19 protein-coding genes are annotated in these 18,943 nt (G+C 63.7%); 5 read left to right on the top strand and 14 right to left on the bottom strand.

Translation table 11 applies throughout. The features are described from left to right. Positions 1-146: 146 nt before the first annotated feature. The 3 genes from B4393_RS13155 to B4393_RS13145 are packed head-to-tail and all read left to right on the top strand — an operon-like array spanning position 147 to position 4,023. Entirely contained in the window at positions 147-578 is a 432-nt protein-coding gene (locus B4393_RS13155; RefSeq protein ID WP_070940203.1) for an MmpS family transport accessory protein, read from the top strand. Then, entirely contained in the window at positions 575-3,403 is a 2,829-nt protein-coding gene (locus B4393_RS13150) for an MMPL/RND family transporter (protein ID WP_109558299.1), read from the top strand. Before B4393_RS13155 ends, B4393_RS13150 begins: the two co-directional genes overlap by 4 nt. Then, on the top strand, positions 3,400-4,023 hold the full coding sequence (locus B4393_RS13145) for a TetR/AcrR family transcriptional regulator (protein WP_078334535.1): 624 nt from the start codon (positions 3,400-3,402) through the stop codon (positions 4,021-4,023). The genes B4393_RS13150 and B4393_RS13145 overlap by 4 nt, the downstream gene beginning before the upstream one ends. Before the next feature lie 44 nt (positions 4,024-4,067). On the opposite strand, the gene B4393_RS13140 is transcribed toward B4393_RS13145, so the two are convergent. From B4393_RS13140 to B4393_RS27800, 4 genes are all read right to left on the bottom strand, one after another. Then, on the bottom strand, positions 4,068-4,334 hold the full coding sequence (locus B4393_RS13140) for a hypothetical protein (RefSeq protein WP_078334534.1): 267 nt from the start codon (positions 4,332-4,334) through the stop codon (positions 4,068-4,070). Continuing rightward, on the bottom strand, positions 4,331-4,636 hold the full coding sequence (locus B4393_RS13135) for a hypothetical protein (RefSeq protein WP_078334533.1): 306 nt from the start codon (positions 4,634-4,636) through the stop codon (positions 4,331-4,333). The genes B4393_RS13140 and B4393_RS13135 overlap by 4 nt, the downstream gene beginning before the upstream one ends. A gap of 2 nt (positions 4,637-4,638) precedes the next feature. Then, positions 4,639-5,277 carry an MspA family porin gene (locus B4393_RS13130; protein ID WP_078334696.1) on the bottom strand — a complete coding sequence of 213 codons (639 nt, stop codon included), beginning with the start codon at positions 5,275-5,277 and terminating at the stop codon, positions 4,639-4,641. 228 nt (positions 5,278-5,505) lie between these two features. Further along, a complete protein-coding gene (locus B4393_RS27800) occupies positions 5,506-5,793 on the bottom strand; it encodes a hypothetical protein (protein WP_078334695.1) in 288 nt (95 codons plus the stop codon). 222 nt (positions 5,794-6,015) lie between these two features. Between B4393_RS27800 and B4393_RS13120 the strand changes: the two genes are divergently transcribed. Then, entirely contained in the window at positions 6,016-7,335 is a 1,320-nt protein-coding gene (locus B4393_RS13120; protein WP_078334532.1) for an HNH endonuclease signature motif containing protein, read from the top strand. Positions 7,336-7,369: 34 nt separating this feature from the next. On the opposite strand, the gene B4393_RS13115 is transcribed toward B4393_RS13120, so the two are convergent. The 5 genes from B4393_RS13115 to mqo are packed head-to-tail and all read right to left on the bottom strand — an operon-like array spanning position 7,370 to position 13,199. Next, complete coding sequence (locus B4393_RS13115; protein ID WP_078334531.1) at positions 7,370-8,701, bottom strand: cobyrinate a,c-diamide synthase; 1,332 nt, start codon at positions 8,699-8,701, stop codon at positions 7,370-7,372. 45 nt (positions 8,702-8,746) lie between these two features. Beyond that, complete coding sequence (gene cobO, locus B4393_RS13110) at positions 8,747-9,361, bottom strand: cob(I)yrinic acid a,c-diamide adenosyltransferase (protein ID WP_078334530.1); 615 nt, start codon at positions 9,359-9,361, stop codon at positions 8,747-8,749. Between the two features lie 19 nt (positions 9,362-9,380). Beyond that, positions 9,381-11,267 (bottom strand): VWA domain-containing protein, encoded by a 1,887-nt coding sequence (locus B4393_RS13105; protein ID WP_078334529.1) that lies wholly within the window; start codon positions 11,265-11,267, stop codon positions 9,381-9,383. Continuing rightward, on the bottom strand, positions 11,260-11,700 hold the full coding sequence (locus tag B4393_RS13100; RefSeq protein WP_236743167.1) for a GNAT family N-acetyltransferase: 441 nt from the start codon (positions 11,698-11,700) through the stop codon (positions 11,260-11,262). The genes B4393_RS13105 and B4393_RS13100 overlap by 8 nt, the downstream gene beginning before the upstream one ends. A gap of 14 nt (positions 11,701-11,714) precedes the next feature. Then, positions 11,715-13,199, bottom strand: a complete 1,485-nt coding sequence (gene mqo / locus B4393_RS13095) for a malate dehydrogenase (quinone) (RefSeq protein ID WP_078334694.1) — start codon at positions 13,197-13,199, stop codon at positions 11,715-11,717. Between the two features lie 107 nt (positions 13,200-13,306). Between mqo and B4393_RS13090 the strand changes: the two genes are divergently transcribed. After that, positions 13,307-14,284 carry an alpha/beta hydrolase gene (locus tag B4393_RS13090; RefSeq protein ID WP_078334527.1) on the top strand — a complete coding sequence of 326 codons (978 nt, stop codon included), beginning with the start codon at positions 13,307-13,309 and terminating at the stop codon, positions 14,282-14,284. 13 nt (positions 14,285-14,297) lie between these two features. Here B4393_RS13090 and B4393_RS13085 read toward each other — a convergent pair whose 3' ends face one another. From B4393_RS13085 to B4393_RS13065, 5 genes are all read right to left on the bottom strand, one after another. Then, positions 14,298-14,924: an alpha/beta fold hydrolase gene (locus B4393_RS13085; protein ID WP_078278202.1), complete on the bottom strand. Its 627-nt coding sequence runs from the start codon at positions 14,922-14,924 to the stop codon at positions 14,298-14,300. A 108-nt stretch (positions 14,925-15,032) separates the two neighbouring features. Beyond that, positions 15,033-15,656, bottom strand: coding sequence for a hypothetical protein (locus B4393_RS13080; protein ID WP_078334526.1), 624 nt, complete (start codon positions 15,654-15,656; stop codon positions 15,033-15,035). 54 nt (positions 15,657-15,710) lie between these two features. Further along, the gene (locus B4393_RS13075) at positions 15,711-17,225 is read right to left on the bottom strand and encodes a cobyric acid synthase (protein WP_078334525.1); all 1,515 of its coding nucleotides are present in this window, start codon (positions 17,223-17,225) and stop codon (positions 15,711-15,713) included. Next, complete coding sequence (gene map / locus B4393_RS13070; protein ID WP_070940212.1) at positions 17,222-18,115, bottom strand: type I methionyl aminopeptidase; 894 nt, start codon at positions 18,113-18,115, stop codon at positions 17,222-17,224. The genes B4393_RS13075 and map overlap by 4 nt, the downstream gene beginning before the upstream one ends. A gap of 42 nt (positions 18,116-18,157) precedes the next feature. Beyond that, positions 18,158-18,898 carry a L,D-transpeptidase gene (locus B4393_RS13065; RefSeq protein ID WP_078334524.1) on the bottom strand — a complete coding sequence of 247 codons (741 nt, stop codon included), beginning with the start codon at positions 18,896-18,898 and terminating at the stop codon, positions 18,158-18,160. Positions 18,899-18,943 lie beyond the last annotated feature (45 nt).

Genomic DNA, 18,943 nt, shown 5'->3' with positions numbered 1-18,943 from the left:
TGCGGAACGGAAATGAAGTACCGTCCCCAGCATCAGACGGAACTCAAGTTCCGTTGGGCAACGGCGCCCCACTCGACCAGCCGTGACAGTTCCCGCGCGTGACCCGCGCGCATATGCCAACACCATTGAACACAAAGGGGTTTGGGATGTTTCGTACTATCCGAAGGATCTGGATGCCGCTCCTGATCGCAGCGGTGGTGGCGATCGGCGGATTCGCGGTCTTCCGGGTTCGTGGGATTTTCGGATCGGAGTCCTTCGGCTCCTCGGCAGATAACAACGCCAAGGACGCTGTCCCCTACAACCCAAAGACTCTCGTATACGAGATATTTGGCCAGCCCGGCGCAATGGCGGATGTGAACTACTTCAACGAGGATGCGCAGCCGACCCGGGTGGACAGCGTGCAACTGCCCTGGGCGTTCAAGATAGTCTCCACGCTGCCGTCATTGAGCGGAAACATTGTCGCGCAGGGCAATGGCGACCAGATCGGATGCCGGATCACCGTCAACGGTGAGGTCAAGATGGAACGAGTTTCCAACGAACACAACGCGTACATCTACTGCCTGGTGAAGTCCGCATGAGGCACGGCAACGGGGACCACGCCGCGCGCCCCCCACGGCTCGCACGGATGATCCGGACCTTGTCGATTCCGATCATCCTCTTCTGGCTGGGCATCGCAATCGTCCTGAACATCGTCACTCCCTCTCTTGACGAGGTAGGCAAGGCGCATTCAGTGTCGATGTCTCCCAAGGATGCCCCGTCGATGATCGCAATGATGCACGCGGGGAAGGTATTCGGCGAGTTCGACTCGGACAGTTCGGTCATGATCGTGCTGGAGGGGCAGCAGGAACTGGCCGACGAAGCGCACCGCTTCTACGACGAGATCATCAAGAAGCTCAAGGCCGATCCAACCCACATTCAGCACATCTCCGACTACTGGGGCGACCCGCTGACCGCCTCCGGCGCGCAGAGCGCGGATGGGAAATCCGCCTACGTACAGGTGAATCTCGCCGGCGACCAGGGCACCACCTTGGCGAATGAGTCCGTCGATGCCGTCCGCAAGATCATTGCCGAAACCCCCGGCCCCGCAGGCGTACAGGCCTATGTGACCGGCGGGACCGCCGCAAGCGCCGATACCGGCACGGCGGGCAACAAGAGCATGCAGAAGACGACACTGATCGCGGTCGGTGTTGTCCTGCTCATGCTGCTGCTCGTCTATCGATCGGTGATCACTACCGTCGTGGCGCTGGTGATCGTGGGGCTGGAGCTCACGGCGGGTCAGGGGGTGGTCGCGACACTGGGCAATCTCAATGTGATCGGGTTGTCCACCTACGCCGTCAGCATGGTCACCATGCTGGGCATCGCCGCCGGCACCGACTACGTGATCTTCCTCCTTGGGCGCTATCACGAGGCACGGCATCGAGGGGAAGACCGCGAAAAAGCTTTCTACACGGCATATTCGGGTGTTTCACACGTCATCCTGGGATCCGGGCTCACGATCGTCGGCGCGACGCTATGCCTCAGCTTGACCCGCCTGCCGCTTTTCCGGTCGATGGGCGTGCCATGCGCTCTGGTCATTCTGGTGATTGTCGCGGCCGCCCTGACACTGGCCCCCGCGGTGCTGGCATTGGGCAGCCGTTTCGGGTTGTTCGAGCCCAAACGTAAATACGACGAAGGAGGCTGGCGGCGCATTGGCGCGGCCGTGGTGCGCTGGCCCGGGCCAATTCTCGTCGTCACCTGCGGAATCGCCTTGGTGGGTCTACTCACCTTGCCGGGGTACACCCCGGGCTACGACGATCGGCAGTACATGCCCGACGACGTCCCCTCGAAGGTCGGATATGCGGCGGCGGAACGGCATTTCTCACCGGCCCGGATGAATCCCGAGATGCTCATGATCGAAGCCGATCATGATCTGCGTAACCCGTCAGACATGCTGGTCATCGACAGGATCGCCAAGACCGCATTCCATGCCCGTGGGGTGGGCCGGGTGCAGGCGATCACCCGTCCGCTGGGAACACCCATCGAGCACAGCTCGATACCGTTCCAGATAGGTCTGCAGGGGGCCGGTCAGATTCAGAACATGAAGTACATGAAGGACCGCATGGCCGACATGCTGACCATGGCGGACCAAATGGGAACCTTGATCGGCACCATGGAGCGTGTGTACGACATGATGCGCGAACTCACCGACATCATGCACGACATGACCGGCCAGATGAAGGTCATGCAAGGCAAGATGCACGACATGCGCGACCTGATGGCCACTTTCGACGACTTCTTCAGGCCGATTCGCAACTACTTCTACTGGGAGAAGCACTGCGCCGATATCCCGATCTGTTGGGCGTCCCGAACCGTCTTCGATGCCCTCGACGGTGTCGACGCGATGGTCGAGGACATGGACGGCATGCTGGTGAACATGGACAAAGTCGATGTCCTGATGCCCCGCATGCTCGCCGAATTTCCACCCATGATCGCGATCATGAAGTCCATGCACGGCACGCTGCTAACCATGCACAGCACCATGTCCGGGATCATGAACCAGATGGATGAGAGCACCAAGAACTCCACCCTGATAGGCAAGTACTTCGACCAGGCCAAGAACGACGACTCGTTCTATCTGCCACCGGAGGTGTTCGACAACCCCGACTTCAAGCGTGGCCTGAAGATGTTCCTCTCCCCCGACGGGAAGGCAGTCCGGATGACCGTCTCGCACCAGGGCAACCCCGCCTCGGTGGAGGGAATCGCGACTGTCGGCAATATCAAAGAGGCAGTGGCGGATTCGATCAAAGGCACACCGCTGGAGAACGCGAAGATATTTCTGGGCGGCACCGCCGCGACAAACAGAGATCTACAGCAAGGGGCCAAGTACGACCTCATCCTCGCGGGCATCGCGTCCCTCTGCCTGATCTTCATCATCATGCTGCTGGTCACCGGCAGCGTCGTCGCGGCGCTTGTCATCGTCGGCACCGTCGCGGTGTCGCTCGGCGCGTCCGTCGGTGTCTCGGTATTGATTTGGCAGGACCTGTTAGGCATGGACCTGCATTGGTTCGTGGTCCCGCTATCGGTGATCATCCTGTTGGCCGTGGGCTCGGACTACAACCTGCTGCTCATCGCCCGCTTCAAAGAGGAACTCCACGGTGGACTCAAGACCGGTTTCATCCGGGCCATGGGCGGCAGCGGCAAGGTGGTCACCAACGCCGGCCTGGTGTTCGCATTCACCATGTGCGCCATGGTCGTCAGTGATCTGCGCATCGTCGGGCAGCTCGGCACCACGATCGGGCTGGGTCTGCTCTTCGACACCCTGATCGTGCGGTCGTTCATGATGCCGTCCATCGCGGCCCTACTGGGCCGTTGGTTCTGGTGGCCGTTGCAAATCCGCGCGCACGGATCGGCGCGGGTTCGATGACGAAAAATTCGGCGATTCAACGACAACGGACATCTGGGCGTCTCAACAGATCATTGGACGTCGCAATCCTGGAGGCCGCGTTTGTCATGCTCGCCGAGCAGGGCTATGACGCGATGAACATGGATGAAATCGCCACGCGCGCCGGCGTGGGTAAGGCCGCGATCTATCGCCGCTGGTCTTCCAAGGCGGCGCTCACCGCAGACGCTATCTTGCATGGGCGGCCCTCTCTGGGCAAGCTCGACGAGGTGCCCGACACCGGGAGCCTGCGCGGTGACTTGCATTCTCTGTACGAGGCAAGGGATTTCAACGACGACCACATCCTCACGGGCAACCTACTTGCCGGGATCATCGCCGAAGCCGTCAACGAACCGACCCTGGCCGCCGCCCTCGACGACCTGTTGGTTTCCCAATCCCAGAAACGGATGGAGCTTGTGTTCGCGCGTGCGGTCGAACGCGGTGAGATAGCGCAGGGTCGCGACTTGTCGCTCGTCTACGACATTCCGTTGGGCCTGAGCCTGACGGCGGCTCTCAAAAAGACCGTCATCGACGAGACATACATGCGCCGGATGGTCGACGAGGTGGTCCTTCCTCTGGTGCAGGCCCCCATCACCCCTGCGTAACACTCCCGTCGTGTCACGGGACAGCGGCTGCGTCGGCCGGCTTACTAGTCGCCAAATCCACCGCTTGCCTTGACACCACCGGATGCACCGGCGCCGCCCTCCATTCCCCCGGACATCCGCGGTCCACGCGCACCGGACATCGACGACGGCAGCCGGGTGCCGCGCGACACATTCAATGCGGGCAACTGCCCCGGCGCGACAACCGGGCCGTAGGGAGCCGGACCGGGCGGTGGCAACTCTGCCGACGCGGGTGCGGCGAACCCGGCGGCAAGCCCCGTCAAAACCACCGCCACAGATAGCACCCGAATCATCGAGCGACTCCCTCACCCGTTCCATGCGGGTCCTCCAACTGCCCACCGGTCATTCCCCCGCTGATGCGATTGGTATACCCCGCCTCGAGCCCGGCCGTAACCTGCGTGCCCCGGCCGGGGCGAGGCAACAGTCCAAAGGCCGGTTGCGACGGCGTGGCCGCATGGTTGTTCGGCGCCCCGCCCGGAACCGCTACCGGAACCGCGGGCATTGGGTTTATCGGCACCGGTTCAGCCGCTGCGACCGCCGCAGGTGCCTGCCACGTCCCGAGAACCAAAAGAATTGCTACACAGGATGTTCGCATTGTCAGATCCTGATCGGATCGCCATAGATCGCGAACTCGGTGTGACCGGTCTCGGTAGATACACGCAAGGAGGCAAAGGACCGGATGGTGACGTCGCCTCCGCACGCGTCGGCCTTCAGATGAACGTTGTCCAGATCCAAGGCTCCGGTATTGCCCCGCGACAAAACCATATTGCCCAACGGCAAGTTGACGATGACGCCCGGTTGCAACACGGTTTGCACAAAGCCGCTCACTCCGGCACTACCCCCGACGCCCACCGTTTGCAGGGGAAGCACACCAAGGTTCACCGACGGCGCGACACCGGCGGATCCGCCGATCTGCAATCCTGAGGACACATCGGACTGGCAGCCAAGTTGGTAGCCGATGAGAAAGAGGCTATCGGTGATGGGGTTGGTGCCACCGGTCGCGGTTGCCGTACCCGAGAGCGTGACGAAGGCCTCCCGGGAGTTGGTGGCCGCCGCCAGATTCGGCACCGAATTCACACGTTCGTTGTCCAACCGGATCTCCAGACGCCATCCGTCCCGCGTGGTCCTCGAATACAACTGCGGCGCCATGTCTACGGGCTCCGCGATGGCGGTGACTGCTTCCGTCAGGCCAAGTACTGCCACCAGAAGACCTGTGGTGATGAGGCGGGCAATCATGAGATCCACCCCTGCGCCCGCGAACCGGACGCCGCTAGGGATGGGAGAGACAGCGCATCGCGGCGCACGTTCATCAACAACGAAGATCTATAGATGCAGACAGAGATCACCACAAGAAACGGTCCAATCAACGGATGCGGAGCCGGCCGGGCGCACGGAAAAGACGCCCTGCACGGCTAGTGAGGGTTTGAGATGCACACGACGGCAGCGATGACCGTCCGGCAACCCTCAGCGCCGATTGATTCGTAAGTGCAGAAGCCTTTGTCGCCCAAAATTTTCCGGGCCTCGCGAAATCACCGCGCCACGTCGCGACATCAACACAATCAGCAGCGCAGCGCCGCCAAGAGAAACGATCGATACGGCATGAGGCAGCCAGACCGGCCCCCCAACCATCCCGAGGCGAAGACGAGTGGCGGCCACGCCGTGCTGCACCAGTTCCCAGTGATGGGCCTCGACAGTGTCATATAAGGACACCGGGGCGGTAGCGTCCGCCAAATGCGAACTCTCGCCCGGCAATAGGCACGCGCCCCCGACCAACAAACACAAAATCGCCAGCACGGCTGCGGAATACAACTGGTACTTAGGTACCCCGCGACCAGACATACCGACGATGGTACCAGGAAGATTTTCGGAACTACGGGGCTAGATACATTTCGTTCTCGAAATACCTTCTGTCACAGCGGTTTCTAGCGTCACAATATCGGCGGTTTTGTCGGTGACTGTCCTTACGATGCACGTATGAGTTCGATCGAGGTGCTGGAGCCGGCGGTTGATGCCTTCTGCGCTGACACTTTGGATGGACTCTCGAACGCTGAGCTGCTGGCGGTGTTGGCGCGGGTGGAGGTGGCCCAACGGCGGCTCACCTCTGCCTCACACGCCGGGATTGCGCAGTTGGTGCGGCAGGCGTCCCCAGTGGAGTTGGGTGGGACGTCGCATGCTGATGTGTTGTCCCGGCGCCTACATATCAGTAAGGGTGCGGCGCGGCGCCGGATCGCCGATGCGCAGCAGTTGGCGCCGCGGCGGGCGTTGACCGGTGAGGTGTTGGCGCCGCAGCTGCCGAATGTGGCCGCGGCCCTTGAGCGCGGCGATATCGGTGAGGAACATGTGCGGATCATTCGGCAGTTCTTCGACCGGTTGCCGGTAGTGGTCGATGCCCCGACCCGCCAAGCGGCCGAGGCGCAGCTGGCGGTAATAGCGGCGCAATTCAGGCCCGAACAACTACGCACCGGCGCCGACCGCATGATGGCCCTGCTGAATCCGGACAGGGAATTCTGCGATGTGGATCGGGCGCGACGCCGCGGGGTGAGCATCGGACAACAAGGCTTTGACGGCATGTCACCCATCTCGGGACTACTCGATCCAGAGACCCGGGCCTACCTGGATGCGGTGTTTACGAAACTCGCAGCCCCCGGCATGTGCAACCCGGCCGATCAAACACCGCTCGTGGATGGGGAGCCGTCACCGGAAGCCGCCGAACACGACACCCGAACCCCGGCGCAACGCAACCACGACGCCCTGCGCGCGTGCCTGCGCTCAACACTGGCCTCCGGGAACCTGGGTTCACACCACGGCCTACCGGTCACCGTCATCGTCACCACCACACTCAAAGAGTTGGAATCAGCAGCCGGTATCGCCGTCACCGGTGCCGGCACCCGCCTGCCGATGCCGGATCTGATCCGCGCCGCCGCGCATGCTCACCACTATCTGAGCATCTTCGATGACGACGGCAGACCCCTGTATCTCGGACGCACCAAACGGATCGCCTCGCCCGATCAGCGGATCGTGTTGCACGCCAAGGATCGCGGCTGCACCCACCCCGGCTGCAGCGTGCCCGGATATCTCTGCGAGGTCCACCACCTCACCGAATGGGCCCACGGCGGGGCCACCGACATCGACAACCTCACCTTCGCCTGCGGACCCCACCACCGCCTCCTGGACCACGGCTGGACCACCCGAAAACGCACCGACGGCACCACCGAATGGACACCCCCACCACAACGCGATATTGACGACCTACGCACCATGAATCTGGAACTCCCCACACCTCAACCGGATTGAGGCGTTGCGTCAGCTCAGAGCCGCGCTCTATTCCCTACCTAGCCGCCTGAGCCACGAAACGTGCCACCGCACCGGGGTGCGCCGCGGGATGGGTATGCAGGTAGGACGCGTGTATCCGCCCGTTCCGCGCCACAATGCCCTCGCGACGGATGCCGTCGACGGCGCTCCAGGCCCAGGCGGGCCGCCGCACTCCATCACGGTAGTCGACCGTGGTGCGGTGAAATTCGTGACCGCTCAGTCGCTCCCCCTCCGCGAACAGCACTGAGCCGGTTATCGCAACCGCATCGCGGTACCCGAGCGTGAGCGAGTCGGTGAAGCGCGCCTGCGCGTCCAATACCCCGCACATCGGTGCACCATCGAGGTCTGCGCACAGGTAGGTGAGCCCGGCACACTCCGCATGTATCGGTCCCAACATGTCACGAACCTGTTGACGCAGTGGCTCATTGGATGACAAGTCAGCGGCGAATTGTTCTGGGAATCCGCCGGGTAGCACCAGGGCCGCCGTATCGGCCGGCAGCGAATCCGAACGTGGATCGAATTCGGCAACCACCGCTCCCGCGGCGGCCAAGAGTTCGCGATGCTCGGCGTATCCGAAGGTGAACGCTTCACCCGCGGCCAATGCCACCACCGGCTCCCCCGCCGCCGGAGTGCCCATGACATCCGCCGGGTTCCATACGGGTGCCGTCACATCACTGCCGGCAGCGGCGACAATCGCGGATACATCCACATGTGCGGCGACAAGCTGTGTCATGGCGGCTATCGCATCGAGTGCGGCCTGACCGTGCTCGACGGCCGTCACCAGTCCCAGATGCCTTGAAGGAACAGATAATTCTTCGGTACGAGGCAGCGCTCCGAACACGCAGAGCCCGGCGCGATCCGCCGCCGCGGTGAGAATCTCGCGGTGTCGTTCCGACCCGACCCGATTCAGGATCACACCGGCGATCCTGATCCCCGCCTCGGCGGCGTGCACCACAAAGCCGTGTAACAGCGCGGACAAGCTCTGGCTGTACCCCTTCGCGTCCACCACCAACACGACCGGTGCCCCGAGCAGGGCCGCAACCTCGGCGGTGGACCCCTTCGCGTCGCTGACCCGCCCGTCGAAAAGCCCCATAACCCCTTCGATGACAGCGATATCGGTGCCGCGGCTACCGTGGCCGAATAGCGGCCCGATCAGGTCGCTGCCCACCAGTACGCTGTCGAGATTGCGACCAGGTCTGCCGGTCGCCAGGGTGTGGTATCCGGGATCGATATAGTCCGGGCCCACCTTGAACGGCGCCACCCGATGGCCGGCACGCCGCAGTGCGCCCATCAAGCCCGTTGCCACCGTGGTCTTTCCGCTCCCGGATGCGGGTGCGGCAATGACCACAGCGGGAACGCTAGCGGACACCACGCTCAACGGACTACCACGCCATCACCATTCGATACCGCGCTGGCCCTTGCGGCCCTGGTCCATCGGATGTTTGACCTTCGTCATCTCGGTCACCAGATCGGCGGCTTCCAGAAGCTGCTGCGGTGCGTCACGCCCGGTGATGACCACATGTTGCATGCCTGGCCGCGAGCGCAGCACCTCGACCACTTCGTCCACGTCCACCCATCCCCACTTGAGCGGATAGGTGAACTCATCCAGCACGTAGAAGCCGTGTTCTTGCGCCGCCAGTCGCCGCGCGATTTCAGCCCATCCGGCTGCCGCGTCCGCGGCATGGTCCGTCTCGGTTCCCGCCTTGCGCGACCAGGACCACCCCGATCCCATCTTGTGCCACTGCACCGAGCCGCCGATCCCGTGCTCGTCGTGCAACTTGGCGAGCTCACCGAAGACCGACTCCTCGCCCACTCGCCACTTGGCGCTCTTCACGAACTGGAACACCGCGACATCGGCACCGTGATGCCAGGCCCGCAGTGCCATGCCAAAAGCGGCGGTGGACTTGCCCTTTCCCGCCCCGGTGTGCACTGCGAGAACCGGCGCGTTGCGTCGCGCCTTCGTGGTGAGTCCGTCCTCCGGTACCACCGATGGTTGCCCCTGTGGCATGCGAACCTCCTCCGCTATCTCATGCGGCGGTCGCGCCGCGCACCACGCCGGCGAGCCGGTCGGCGTTCAGATGGTCCAGCTGCATCACCGGCGCATCGAGCTGCTGGGCCAGCGTGACCGCCAGATCCATCCTCACGAACGATGTCTCACAGTCGATCACCACACAGGCAACCTGTTCTGCACGCAGCATTCCCGCGGCACGACGAGTGCGCCCCAAGGGATCCGGCCCTCCGGTAGCGCGGCCATCGGTGAGTACCACAACCAGCGCACGACGGTGCGGGTCACGACCACGCTCGCGTGCCACCAAGTCACGCGCGGCCAGAAGTCCTTGCGCCAGCGGCGTCTTGCCGCCGGTATCGAACCGCTGGAGCTTGCGCCCGGCGATATGCGTCGAACTGGTCGGCGCCAACAGCATCGCGGCTTCTTGACCCCGGAAGGTGATGACCGCGACCTTGTCACGGCGCTGATAGGCATCGCGCAGGAGAGACAACGTCGCTCCGCTGACGGCGGACATCTTCTGGCGTGCCGCCATCGAGCCCGACGCGTCAACCACGAAGATCACCAGGTTGCCTTCGCGCCCTTCACGGATCGCCCACTGCACATCGGAGAACACCGGCCTGGGCAGCTTCCCGGGCGCGGTCACCCGGCTCGCCGCCGACATCAGCGTGCCGATCACGTGTACCCCGAAACCTTCATCAGAGCTCGGGGTGATGATCTTGCCCGTGCGGTTACGTGCCGCCGAACGCCGCCCTGGTGCCCCCATGCCAACGCCGGGCACGCGGAAAGTCTTGGCACGAAAGGTCGCCGAAGGCGCGGGGCTGGGCCGGGAAGGTGGCGCCGCAGAGGGCGAGTCCCGCTGCGGGCCATCCGCTTGAGCCGGATTCGGAGCAGACTCGGGCGCACCGCCACCGGGGCCATCCGGATCTGGGTCCGGGTCGTCTGGGCCGTCCGTATCGGGACCCTGATCCTGCGGTGGCGCACTATCGCGCATCGCCTGGTCAAGCTGTTCCGGATCCAAACCCGGTTCATCGAACGGGTCCCGTCGGCGCCGGTGCGGTAACGCCAGTTCCGCGGCCACCCGGATATCGGGCTCGCCGACCACCTCGGCGCCACGCCACGCGGCATGGGCGACGGCGGCACGCGCCACCACCAGATCGGCGCGCATCCCGTCCACATCAAAGGCCGCACACAAGGCGGCAATACGCTGCAATTCGTTGTCGGGCAAGACAACCCGAGGAAGCAGTTGCCGGGCATCGGCAATCCGCGCCGCCAGGTCGGCCTCCTCGGATGCGTACCGTGAGACGAACCCGGCCGGGTCTGCCTCATAGGCAAGCCGTCGTCGGATCACTTCGGCCCGCACCGGGACATCGCGGGAGGCGTGTACGTCCACCGCGAATCCGAAGCGGTCCAGCAGCTGCGGACGCAACTCCCCCTCTTCGGGATTCATGGTGCCGATCAGAACGAATCGCGCATCGTACGAATGAGATACGCCGTCACGTTCCACATGTACCCGGCCCATCGCCGCCGCATCGAGGATCACGTCGACCAGGTGATCGTGCAGCAGGTTGACCTCGTCCACGTACAGGACGCCGCCGTCGGCCCGCGCCAGAAGCCCTGGAGAAAAGGCGTGTTCGCCGTCGCGCAACACCTTCTGCAGGTCAAGCGATCCCACGACCCGGTCTTCGGTAGCGCCGATCGGGAGCTCCACCAGGCGTGCGCCATCAACCGAGCTCAGCACCGACGTCAAGGCGCGCACCGCGGTCGACTTGGCCGTGCCCTTCTCGCCGCGGATCAGCACGCCGCCGATGTCGGGTCGTACCGCGGAGAGCACGAGGGCCAACCGCAACTGATCGTGCCCGACGATCGCGCTGAGCGGATATCCGGGAATGACTGTGGCGCTAGCCATTTCCGGCCACCCACGTCATCGGCACGTGCGGTATCTCGTCTTCGAGGAATGCATCACCGGAAACCACGAATCCCAGCTTGCCATACATGTCCTTCAGGTGGGCCTGCGCATTCAGTCGGCAGCGTGAGCCACCGATCTCGGCGAGCACAGCGCGGATCAGGCGCGCGGCATGCCCCTGGCCGCGTTCGGCCTGGGCGGTGCAAACCCGTCCGATCCAGAAACCCTCGCCAGCCGGATCTTCCAGCAGTCGCAACCCGCTGACCACGTTGCCGTCTGCATCCGCTATCCAAAAATGCCGAGTCCCTGGCTCCAGATCGCGTCCGTCAAGATCCTGGTAGGCGCAGTTCTGTCCGACGATGAACGCTTCCGCCCGTAATCTCAACAGACCGTACAGCGTTTTGGCATCCAGATCCGCGGACCAGGAGGCGGCCACCGGAGCCTGCGGCGTCACTGCTCCAGGCCGAGAACCTGTGTCCCCCAGTCCCATACCTCACCGAACAACGACGGCTCATCCGAAAGGCTGATGCCCAACGACGGAATCATTTCCTTGAGCTTGGGCATCCAGTTCGAGTACCGGTCGGGGAAGCAACGCTGCATGACATCGAGCATCGCGGGCACCGCAGTCGAGGCCCCCGGCGATGCACCGAGCAGGCCGGCGATGCTGCCGTCGGCTGAATTGAGCACCATGGTGCCGAATTCGAGCGCGCCGCCCTTGCCCTTGGCCGGCCGGATGACCTGCACGCGCTGGCCGGCGGTGATCAGCTCCCAATCGGAACGCTGCGCCCTGGGTGCAAATTCACGCAACATGTCGATCCGGTCATCGGGGGTCAGACGCAGCTGGCTCAGCAGGAAGGTCGCGAGTTTGAATTCGGTGAGGCCAACCCCGACCATCGAGGCGAGGTTGTTGGGCTTCACCGACGCGGGCAGGTCGGTGACCTTGCCCATCTTGAGGAACTTGGGCGACCACCCGGCGAATGGACCGAACAGCAGCCATTCCTTGCCGTTGATCACGCGGGTGTCCAAGTGCGGCGCGGACATCGGAGGCGCGCCAAGGGGCGGGAAGCCGTACACCTTGGCCTTGTGGCCGTCGGTCAGATCGGTGCTGTTGGTACGCAGGAACGCACCACTCACCGGGAATCCGCCGAAGCCCTTGGCTTCCGGAATTCCGGCCTTCTGCAGCAGCCCAAGAGCGCCACCGCCGGCACCGACGAACACGAACTTGGCCTTGAGCTTGCGCTTCTCGCCGGTACGCCCGTTGACTAGTTTGAGAATCCATCCGCCGTCGCTCTCGCGACTGATATTGCGAACCTCGGTGCCGAAGATCGCGTTGGTTCCGCTGCGAACTCCGAAGCCCACCAACTGCTTTGACAGTTCACCGAAATCGACGTCGGTGCCGTCCTGGCTCCAGTTCAAACCCACCGGATCGGAGAAATCGCGTCCGGCGGCCATCAGCGGCAGCCGACGTGCGAACTCGTCGTCGTCGTTGATGAACTCCATCTTCGCGAAGAGCGGGTTGCTCACCAGGGCGTCGTGGCGCTTACGCAGAAACTCGACCTTGTCGGCGCCGTGCACGTAGCTCACGTGCGGGATGGGGTTGAGGAAGCCACGAACATCCGGCAGCACACCGTTCTCCACGGCGTACGCCCAGAACTGGCGGGACACCTGGAATTGCTCGTTCACCGTGATGGCCTTGCTGATATCGATCGAGCCATCCGCCTTCTGCGGGGTGTAGTTCAGCTCGCACAGCGCCGAGTGACCGGTACCGGCGTTGTTCCACGGGTCACTGCTTTCACTGGCAGCCGCGTCGAGACGCTCGATCAAGGTGATCGACAGATCCGGTTCGACCAACCGCAGCAGAGCGCTGAGCGTCGCGCTCATGATCCCTGACCCAATCAGGGCAACGTCTGTCTGCTCCACCTGCGCTTTTGACACCGGTTCACTGTCCTTTTCGAATCTGATGTAGTGGCGACCCTTCGCCACTACCCGCGAGTACACACAGGTTATCGCGCGCGGATATCCCCGATTCCTTCAACTAGGCTATGGCAGTGACATGGGAATCCGATGTCCTTGATGGCTACCTCCGACGGACCATTGACCTGGGCGTTGATCCTGACGGCGAAGGTGTAATTACCGCCACACTGGTGCGGCCGGAAATTCAGCCGGATACCGGACGCGCAGTGCTCATGGTCCACGGATATACCGACTACTTCTTCCACACCGAACTTGCCGAGCATTTCCTGGCTCGCGGCTATCGATTCTTCGCACTGGACTTGCGCAAATGCGGTCGGTCTCGCCGCGAACACCAAACCCCGCACTACATCAGCGATCTGTCGCTGTACGACGCCGAACTCGATGCGGCGGTCACCATCATCAACGGGGAGACCGTCGAGGCGCCCCTTCTCGTGTACGGGCACTCGGCCGGCGGTCTCATCGTCTCGCTCTGGCTCAACCGCCTACGGGTGACAGACAGCCAGGGGCATATCGCGGGCCTTGTCCTCAACAGCCCGTGGCTGGATCTGCAAGGTCGCCCCCTTCTCCGCAGTGGCGGCACCACCGCCGCGGTCAAGGCGATTTCGAGATTCCGTGCCAAACAAGCGATCCCGCTACCTCACGAAGGTGCGTACGGCGCGAGCCTGCACAAGGACTTTCACGGCGAATTCGATTACAACCTGGAGTGGAAGCCCGTCGGCGGGTTCCCGGTACGGTTCGGGTGGATCAGCGCGATCCGCCGTGGACATGCCGAGCTGCACCGCGGCCTGGACGTCGGTGTACCCAACCTGATCTTGCGTTCGGATCACAGTCTTCCCGGGGACGTCGACCCCGCCGCGGCGCTACGTGGCGATGCGGTCCTGGACGTGCGGCAGATCGCACGCTGGGCGGGATGCATCGGCAACGATCAGCGGGTGGTTCCGATTCCGGACGCCAAGCACGATGTGTTTCTGTCCGTCGCGGCGCCCCGCGCACGGGCGTACCAGGAGCTGAATTCCTGGCTGAAGTGGTACGAAGCCAACAGGTAACTCGCTCAGACGTTCACCAAGAGCTGCTGCGCAGCACTACCTCGGCGGCAAGCTCCGGAGTGAGGTCGCGAGTGGCCGAACGGCGTCCCATCAGTTCGACGATCCGGTAATCGCCGTATACGAAGCGCTGGCTGGCGCGGGCGATCGCCCGCGTCGCGTCCGACGTGACCAACACCGTGGTGTTGATCTCGACCGGCGGGCAGTGCTTGTCGCGGATCAGTCCGGCCCGGTCAGCAACGCGCGGGTGACCGCGGTCAATTGCCACCAATCCAATGAATCTGTCGAGCTTGCTGGCGGCCAGATCCCACGCCAGCTCTCCTCCCGCACGGTCTCCCACCAACAACGCCACCTTGACGCCGATATCGTCGAGTACTCCGGTGATCGCCTTGGCATGCAGATGCGGATCATGACCGATTACCGCGGTGCGCAGCCCGGCGGTGTGCAATCGCTCGCATACCGCCCGATAACTGAGCGCGAAATGTCCGGCCGCGGCCAACATCACGACGGTGGTTCCCTTATCCGGCCCCGACACATTGACCTGCACCGTTCGGCCGTCAATCGTGACGACCTGGTGCAACTCACCGTCGCGGACGGGCGGGGCCCCCGGGCGCGGGTGACGAACCTCGGGCGCCGGGCTCATAGATGAGCCCCCTGCGCGAAGACCTTGGGCATGGGCGCACGGTACCTGAGTACGACCGATCCGGTTGGGCTTTTACCAGCCCTATCAGGAAACTTTCACCCGGCTCAATCAGGTCCGTTCGATCTTGTCGACCTGTTTTGCCACGATGTCCAGGAAAGTCTGGGGCATGATGGCGACAGCCTTGACCGATGGGTCACGCAGATCGAAGGACGTTGCCACCATCGCCACCCCGTGGACATTCGCAAACGCCATGTACCGAGAGGTCGTGCCCCTGGGCATGATCATCGTCTGTTTATAGGTGAGAACACCGACCGGTCCACCCTGCACCGGTTCGGTGGTCATCGGTGTTCCCGGCGAACTCTTGTCGAAGAACACCTCGTACTTGGCGCAACGGGTTGCCACGTCCTTGACGTTGGTCAGGTCGATGGTTTCGCGCAACAGGCTCACGATGATGTTCGCACCGTTGAACCGCGCGATGTACCGCGCGGTGTTCTCGGGGCCGGCTCTACCGGCATTCGCCAATCGAGGCGACAAGCCGTCCGCGCACCCCTGCGGGTTCGAAGGCATCCCGCCCACGACGACCTGCTGGTTGTTGACCGTCACCGGCCCCAGGTCGGCGACCACCCTGTCGTACTTGGTGCCCGGAGGCAGCTCGTCGGCAGTAAGCAGCGATTGCGCGATGCGCGCCCCCGGCCAGGTGGCCGTACCTGTCACCGTCTGGGTGCAGCCCACAAGCGCCAATGCTGATACTCCGACAGCTACGAGTCCCCGATGCACCCGCACAGGCTATTCGACCCGTGCCGCAATTACCGGATATGACGGGGCCGCCGACCCCGGCGATCCAGATTTCTCCCACAGGGCAGCGATGGCGTCGACATCGACGTGGATGTCCATGAGATCGGCCAATCTGTCCAACTGAGCAGCGCGACAATCGCCGACGTTGGTGTCGACCGCGACGACGAATCCGGAACGTCCGGCGGCCGCCGCAGCCTGGGTGAGCCATTGGCGGCGGAAATCGTCGTTGTCGAGCACCCCGTGCCAATGGGTTCCCCAGACCGAGCCGTCGACAGCACCCTCGTCATGGTCGATCAGCCACGGCGCAACCGCCGACCGCGTGACGGTGCCGTGGTGGATCTCGTAGCCGGCCAGACCCGGGGGGTGCCAGCGACGCAGCGTCTTGTCGGGTTCGAAGACGATGTCGATATCGAGCAAGCCCAGCCCTTCGACGGTTCCCGCACCGGACTCGACGCGATCGTCGATTGTGGTCGCAAGCATCTGGAATCCGCCGCAGATGCCCAGCACCGGACCGCCCCAACGGGCGTGCGCAACAACGGCATCAGCGATTCCAGAGTCACGCATCCAGGCAAGATCGGCGATGGTGGCCTTGGTACCCGGGATGACCACCACATCGGCGTCCGCGATATCGGCCGGACTCGCCGCCCACCGGACGATCACTCCCGGCTCGCAGGCGATGGCCTCGATATCGGTGGAATTGGAGATTCGCGGCAGCCGCACCGCGGCCACCCTCAACCATTCCTGTCCGATCGGGGCGGCGGGCCGCCCCACCTGAGCCGACGCCACCACGGACACCGAATCCTCTGCGTCGAGCCACAACTGGTCGTCGTACGGCAGCACACCGAATGTCGTTCGGCCGGTCAGGGCGGCGAGCTGCTCCAGTCCGGGCTCCAGCAGCGTGGGGTCACCACGGAACTTGTTGACGATGAAGCCGGCGACGAGTCGTTGGTCAGCCGGCTCCAGCACCGCCACCGTGCCGAACAGATGCGCCAGCACACCGCCACGATCTATATCGCCGACCAGCACCACGGGCAGTCCCGCGGCCTGCGCCAGCCCCATGTTGGCGATATCGGTCGACCGCAGATTGATCTCGGCGACAGAACCCGCGCCCTCACAGATCACCACGTCGTATTCCGCACGCAGCGAATGCAATTCCTCGGCGACCACCTGCCGCAGCTCCTCCCGATGTTCGACATAGGAGCGGGCGCTGACATTCCCCGTCGCCTGTCCGCGCACCACCAGCTGCGAGGTGCGATCGCTGCCCGGCTTGAGGAGCACGGGATTGAACCGCACCGAGGGTTCCAGACCGCAGGCTCGCGCCTGCAGTGCCTGCGCCCGGCCGATCTCTCCCCCGTCGACAGTCACCACGGAGTTGTTCGACATGTTCTGAGCCTTGAACGGCGCGACGCGAATCCCCTTGCGCGCCAGTAACCGGCACAGACCTGTCACGACCAGACTCTTACCGGCATCGGAGCTGACACCCCCGACCAGCAACGCGCCCGTCATGGCAGGGTCAGGATCTCTACCCCGTCCTCGGTGACCACCATGGTGTGCTCGAACTGCGCGGTCCACAGCTTGTCGGTGGTCGCCACGGTCCAGGTGTCATCCCAGATCTCGTAGTCCAGTGATCCCAGGTTGATCATCGGCTCAATGGTGAACGTCATTCCCGGCTCGATGACGATGTCCAGATTGGGGTCGTCGTAGTGCGGCACAATGAGCCCGTTGTGGAATGTCGGGCCCACGCCGTGCCCGGTGAAGGCACGAACCACGTTGTACCCGAACCGCTTTGCATAGGCTTCGATCACCCGGCCGACGACGCTCAGCGCCCGGCCCGGCTTGACGGCGTTGATGGCCCGCATGGTCGCCTCCCGCGTGCGCTCCACCAGCAAGCGGTGCTCCTCGGAGACGTTTCCGGCCAGGAAGGTGGCATTGGTGTCACCGTGCACACCGTCGATGTAGGCGGTGACGTCGATGTTGACGATGTCACCGTCCTCGATCACCGTCGAGTCCGGTATCCCGTGGCAGATGATCTCGTTGAGCGATGTGCAGCACGACTTCGGAAATCCCTTGTATCCCAGCGTCGACGGGTACGCGCCCTGGGAAACCATGTAGTCGTGCGCGATTCGGTCCAGTTCGTCGGTGGTGACCCCGGGGGCCACCGCCTCACCCGCCAGCTCCAGCGCTTGCGCCGCGATCCTCCCGGCGACTCGCATCTTCTCGATCACCTCGGGCGTCTGAACGTACGGCTCCCCGATCGCCTCGGCGACCTTGGACTTGCCCACGTACTCGGGCCGATCGATCGACACGGGAACCTGACGCTCGGAGGACAACTCCCCCGGGCGCAGTGCGGCACGTGGCGATGAGCCGCTCGCGCGAAGAGAATCCGACACAGTCATGAAGGCAGCGTAGCCGGGTCCATTGAGACCGCTACCGGCTCGTTACGCGTTGATGACGATGGGGTCGCCGACGCTGACGGTGTTGTAGTACCAGGAGGCGTTGTCAGGGCTCAGGTTGATGCAGCCATGACTGACGTTGGAATTGCCCTGTGCGCCCGTCGACCACGGGGCACTGTGCACATAGACGCCGCCCCAGGTGACACGAACCGCGTAGTAGACGGTCAGCTTGTACCCCTCGGGGTCATTCAGCGGAATGCCGATGGTCCGAGAGTCCATGACCACAGGGCTCTGCTTCTCCAAGGCGGTGAAGGAGCCGACCGGTGTGGGGTGCTTGGGCTTTCCCATCGATGCGGGCATGGTTCGCATCACCGTGCCGTCGATCTTCACCGTGAAGGTGTGGCCGCTGATGCTGCCGATGCCCAGTACCTCCGAGCCGGTCTGGAACTTGTACTTCATTCCGCTCACACCATTGACCGACACGGTGATCGACGAATGCGCGGGCCAGTATTCACTCGGGGTGAATCGAACCGTCGCGTCGTCGACCCAGCTGAACTTTCCAGCCGGGACCCTCGACGCGGAGAATCCGACGGACCGCTCGGCCGCCGGTCTATCAGCGACCGGGGCCGCGAAATGAATCGTGACGGGCATGGCCACCCCGACCGTTTGGCCCGGTGTAGGTGACACGGAGGCCACTCCACTGGGACTCGCGGCCAATGCGTGGCCAAGGGTTGCGGGTGCGGTGATCGCCACATTCATCAGGAGGCTGACGAGCCCGGTCACCACAAGCACACTCCGAAATGCTCTGCGCAAGCTCTCGATCCTCCCTGG

The sequence above is a fragment of the Mycobacteroides franklinii genome (assembly GCF_002013895.1).
In the GTDB taxonomy this organism is placed as follows: domain Bacteria; phylum Actinomycetota; class Actinomycetes; order Mycobacteriales; family Mycobacteriaceae; genus Mycobacterium; species Mycobacterium franklinii.
Note: the sequence above shows the minus strand (reverse complement) of the source record. Positions and strands in the feature narration are given on the sequence as shown.

Coding starts and splice junctions, on each gene's coding strand:
- B4393_RS13105 (WP_078334529.1), bottom strand. CDS start 11,267: ATGGCTAGCGCCACAGTCATTCCCGGATATCCGCTCAGCGCGATCGTC.
- B4393_RS13090 (WP_078334527.1), top strand. CDS start 13,307: ATGGCAGTGACATGGGAATCCGATGTCCTTGATGGCTACCTCCGACGG.
- B4393_RS13120 (WP_078334532.1), top strand. CDS start 6,016: ATGAGTTCGATCGAGGTGCTGGAGCCGGCGGTTGATGCCTTCTGCGCT.
- cobO (WP_078334530.1), bottom strand. CDS start 9,361: ATGCCACAGGGGCAACCATCGGTGGTACCGGAGGACGGACTCACCACG.
- B4393_RS13135 (WP_078334533.1), bottom strand. CDS start 4,636: ATGCGAACATCCTGTGTAGCAATTCTTTTGGTTCTCGGGACGTGGCAG.
- map (WP_070940212.1), bottom strand. CDS start 18,115: ATGACTGTGTCGGATTCTCTTCGCGCGAGCGGCTCATCGCCACGTGCC.
- B4393_RS13145 (WP_078334535.1), top strand. CDS start 3,400: ATGACGAAAAATTCGGCGATTCAACGACAACGGACATCTGGGCGTCTC.
- B4393_RS13085 (WP_078278202.1), bottom strand. CDS start 14,924: ATGAGCCCGGCGCCCGAGGTTCGTCACCCGCGCCCGGGGGCCCCGCCC.
- B4393_RS13075 (WP_078334525.1), bottom strand. CDS start 17,225: ATGACGGGCGCGTTGCTGGTCGGGGGTGTCAGCTCCGATGCCGGTAAG.
- B4393_RS13130 (WP_078334696.1), bottom strand. CDS start 5,277: ATGATTGCCCGCCTCATCACCACAGGTCTTCTGGTGGCAGTACTTGGC.
- B4393_RS13140 (WP_078334534.1), bottom strand. CDS start 4,334: ATGATTCGGGTGCTATCTGTGGCGGTGGTTTTGACGGGGCTTGCCGCC.
- B4393_RS13155 (WP_070940203.1), top strand. CDS start 147: ATGTTTCGTACTATCCGAAGGATCTGGATGCCGCTCCTGATCGCAGCG.
- B4393_RS13150 (WP_109558299.1), top strand. CDS start 575: ATGAGGCACGGCAACGGGGACCACGCCGCGCGCCCCCCACGGCTCGCA.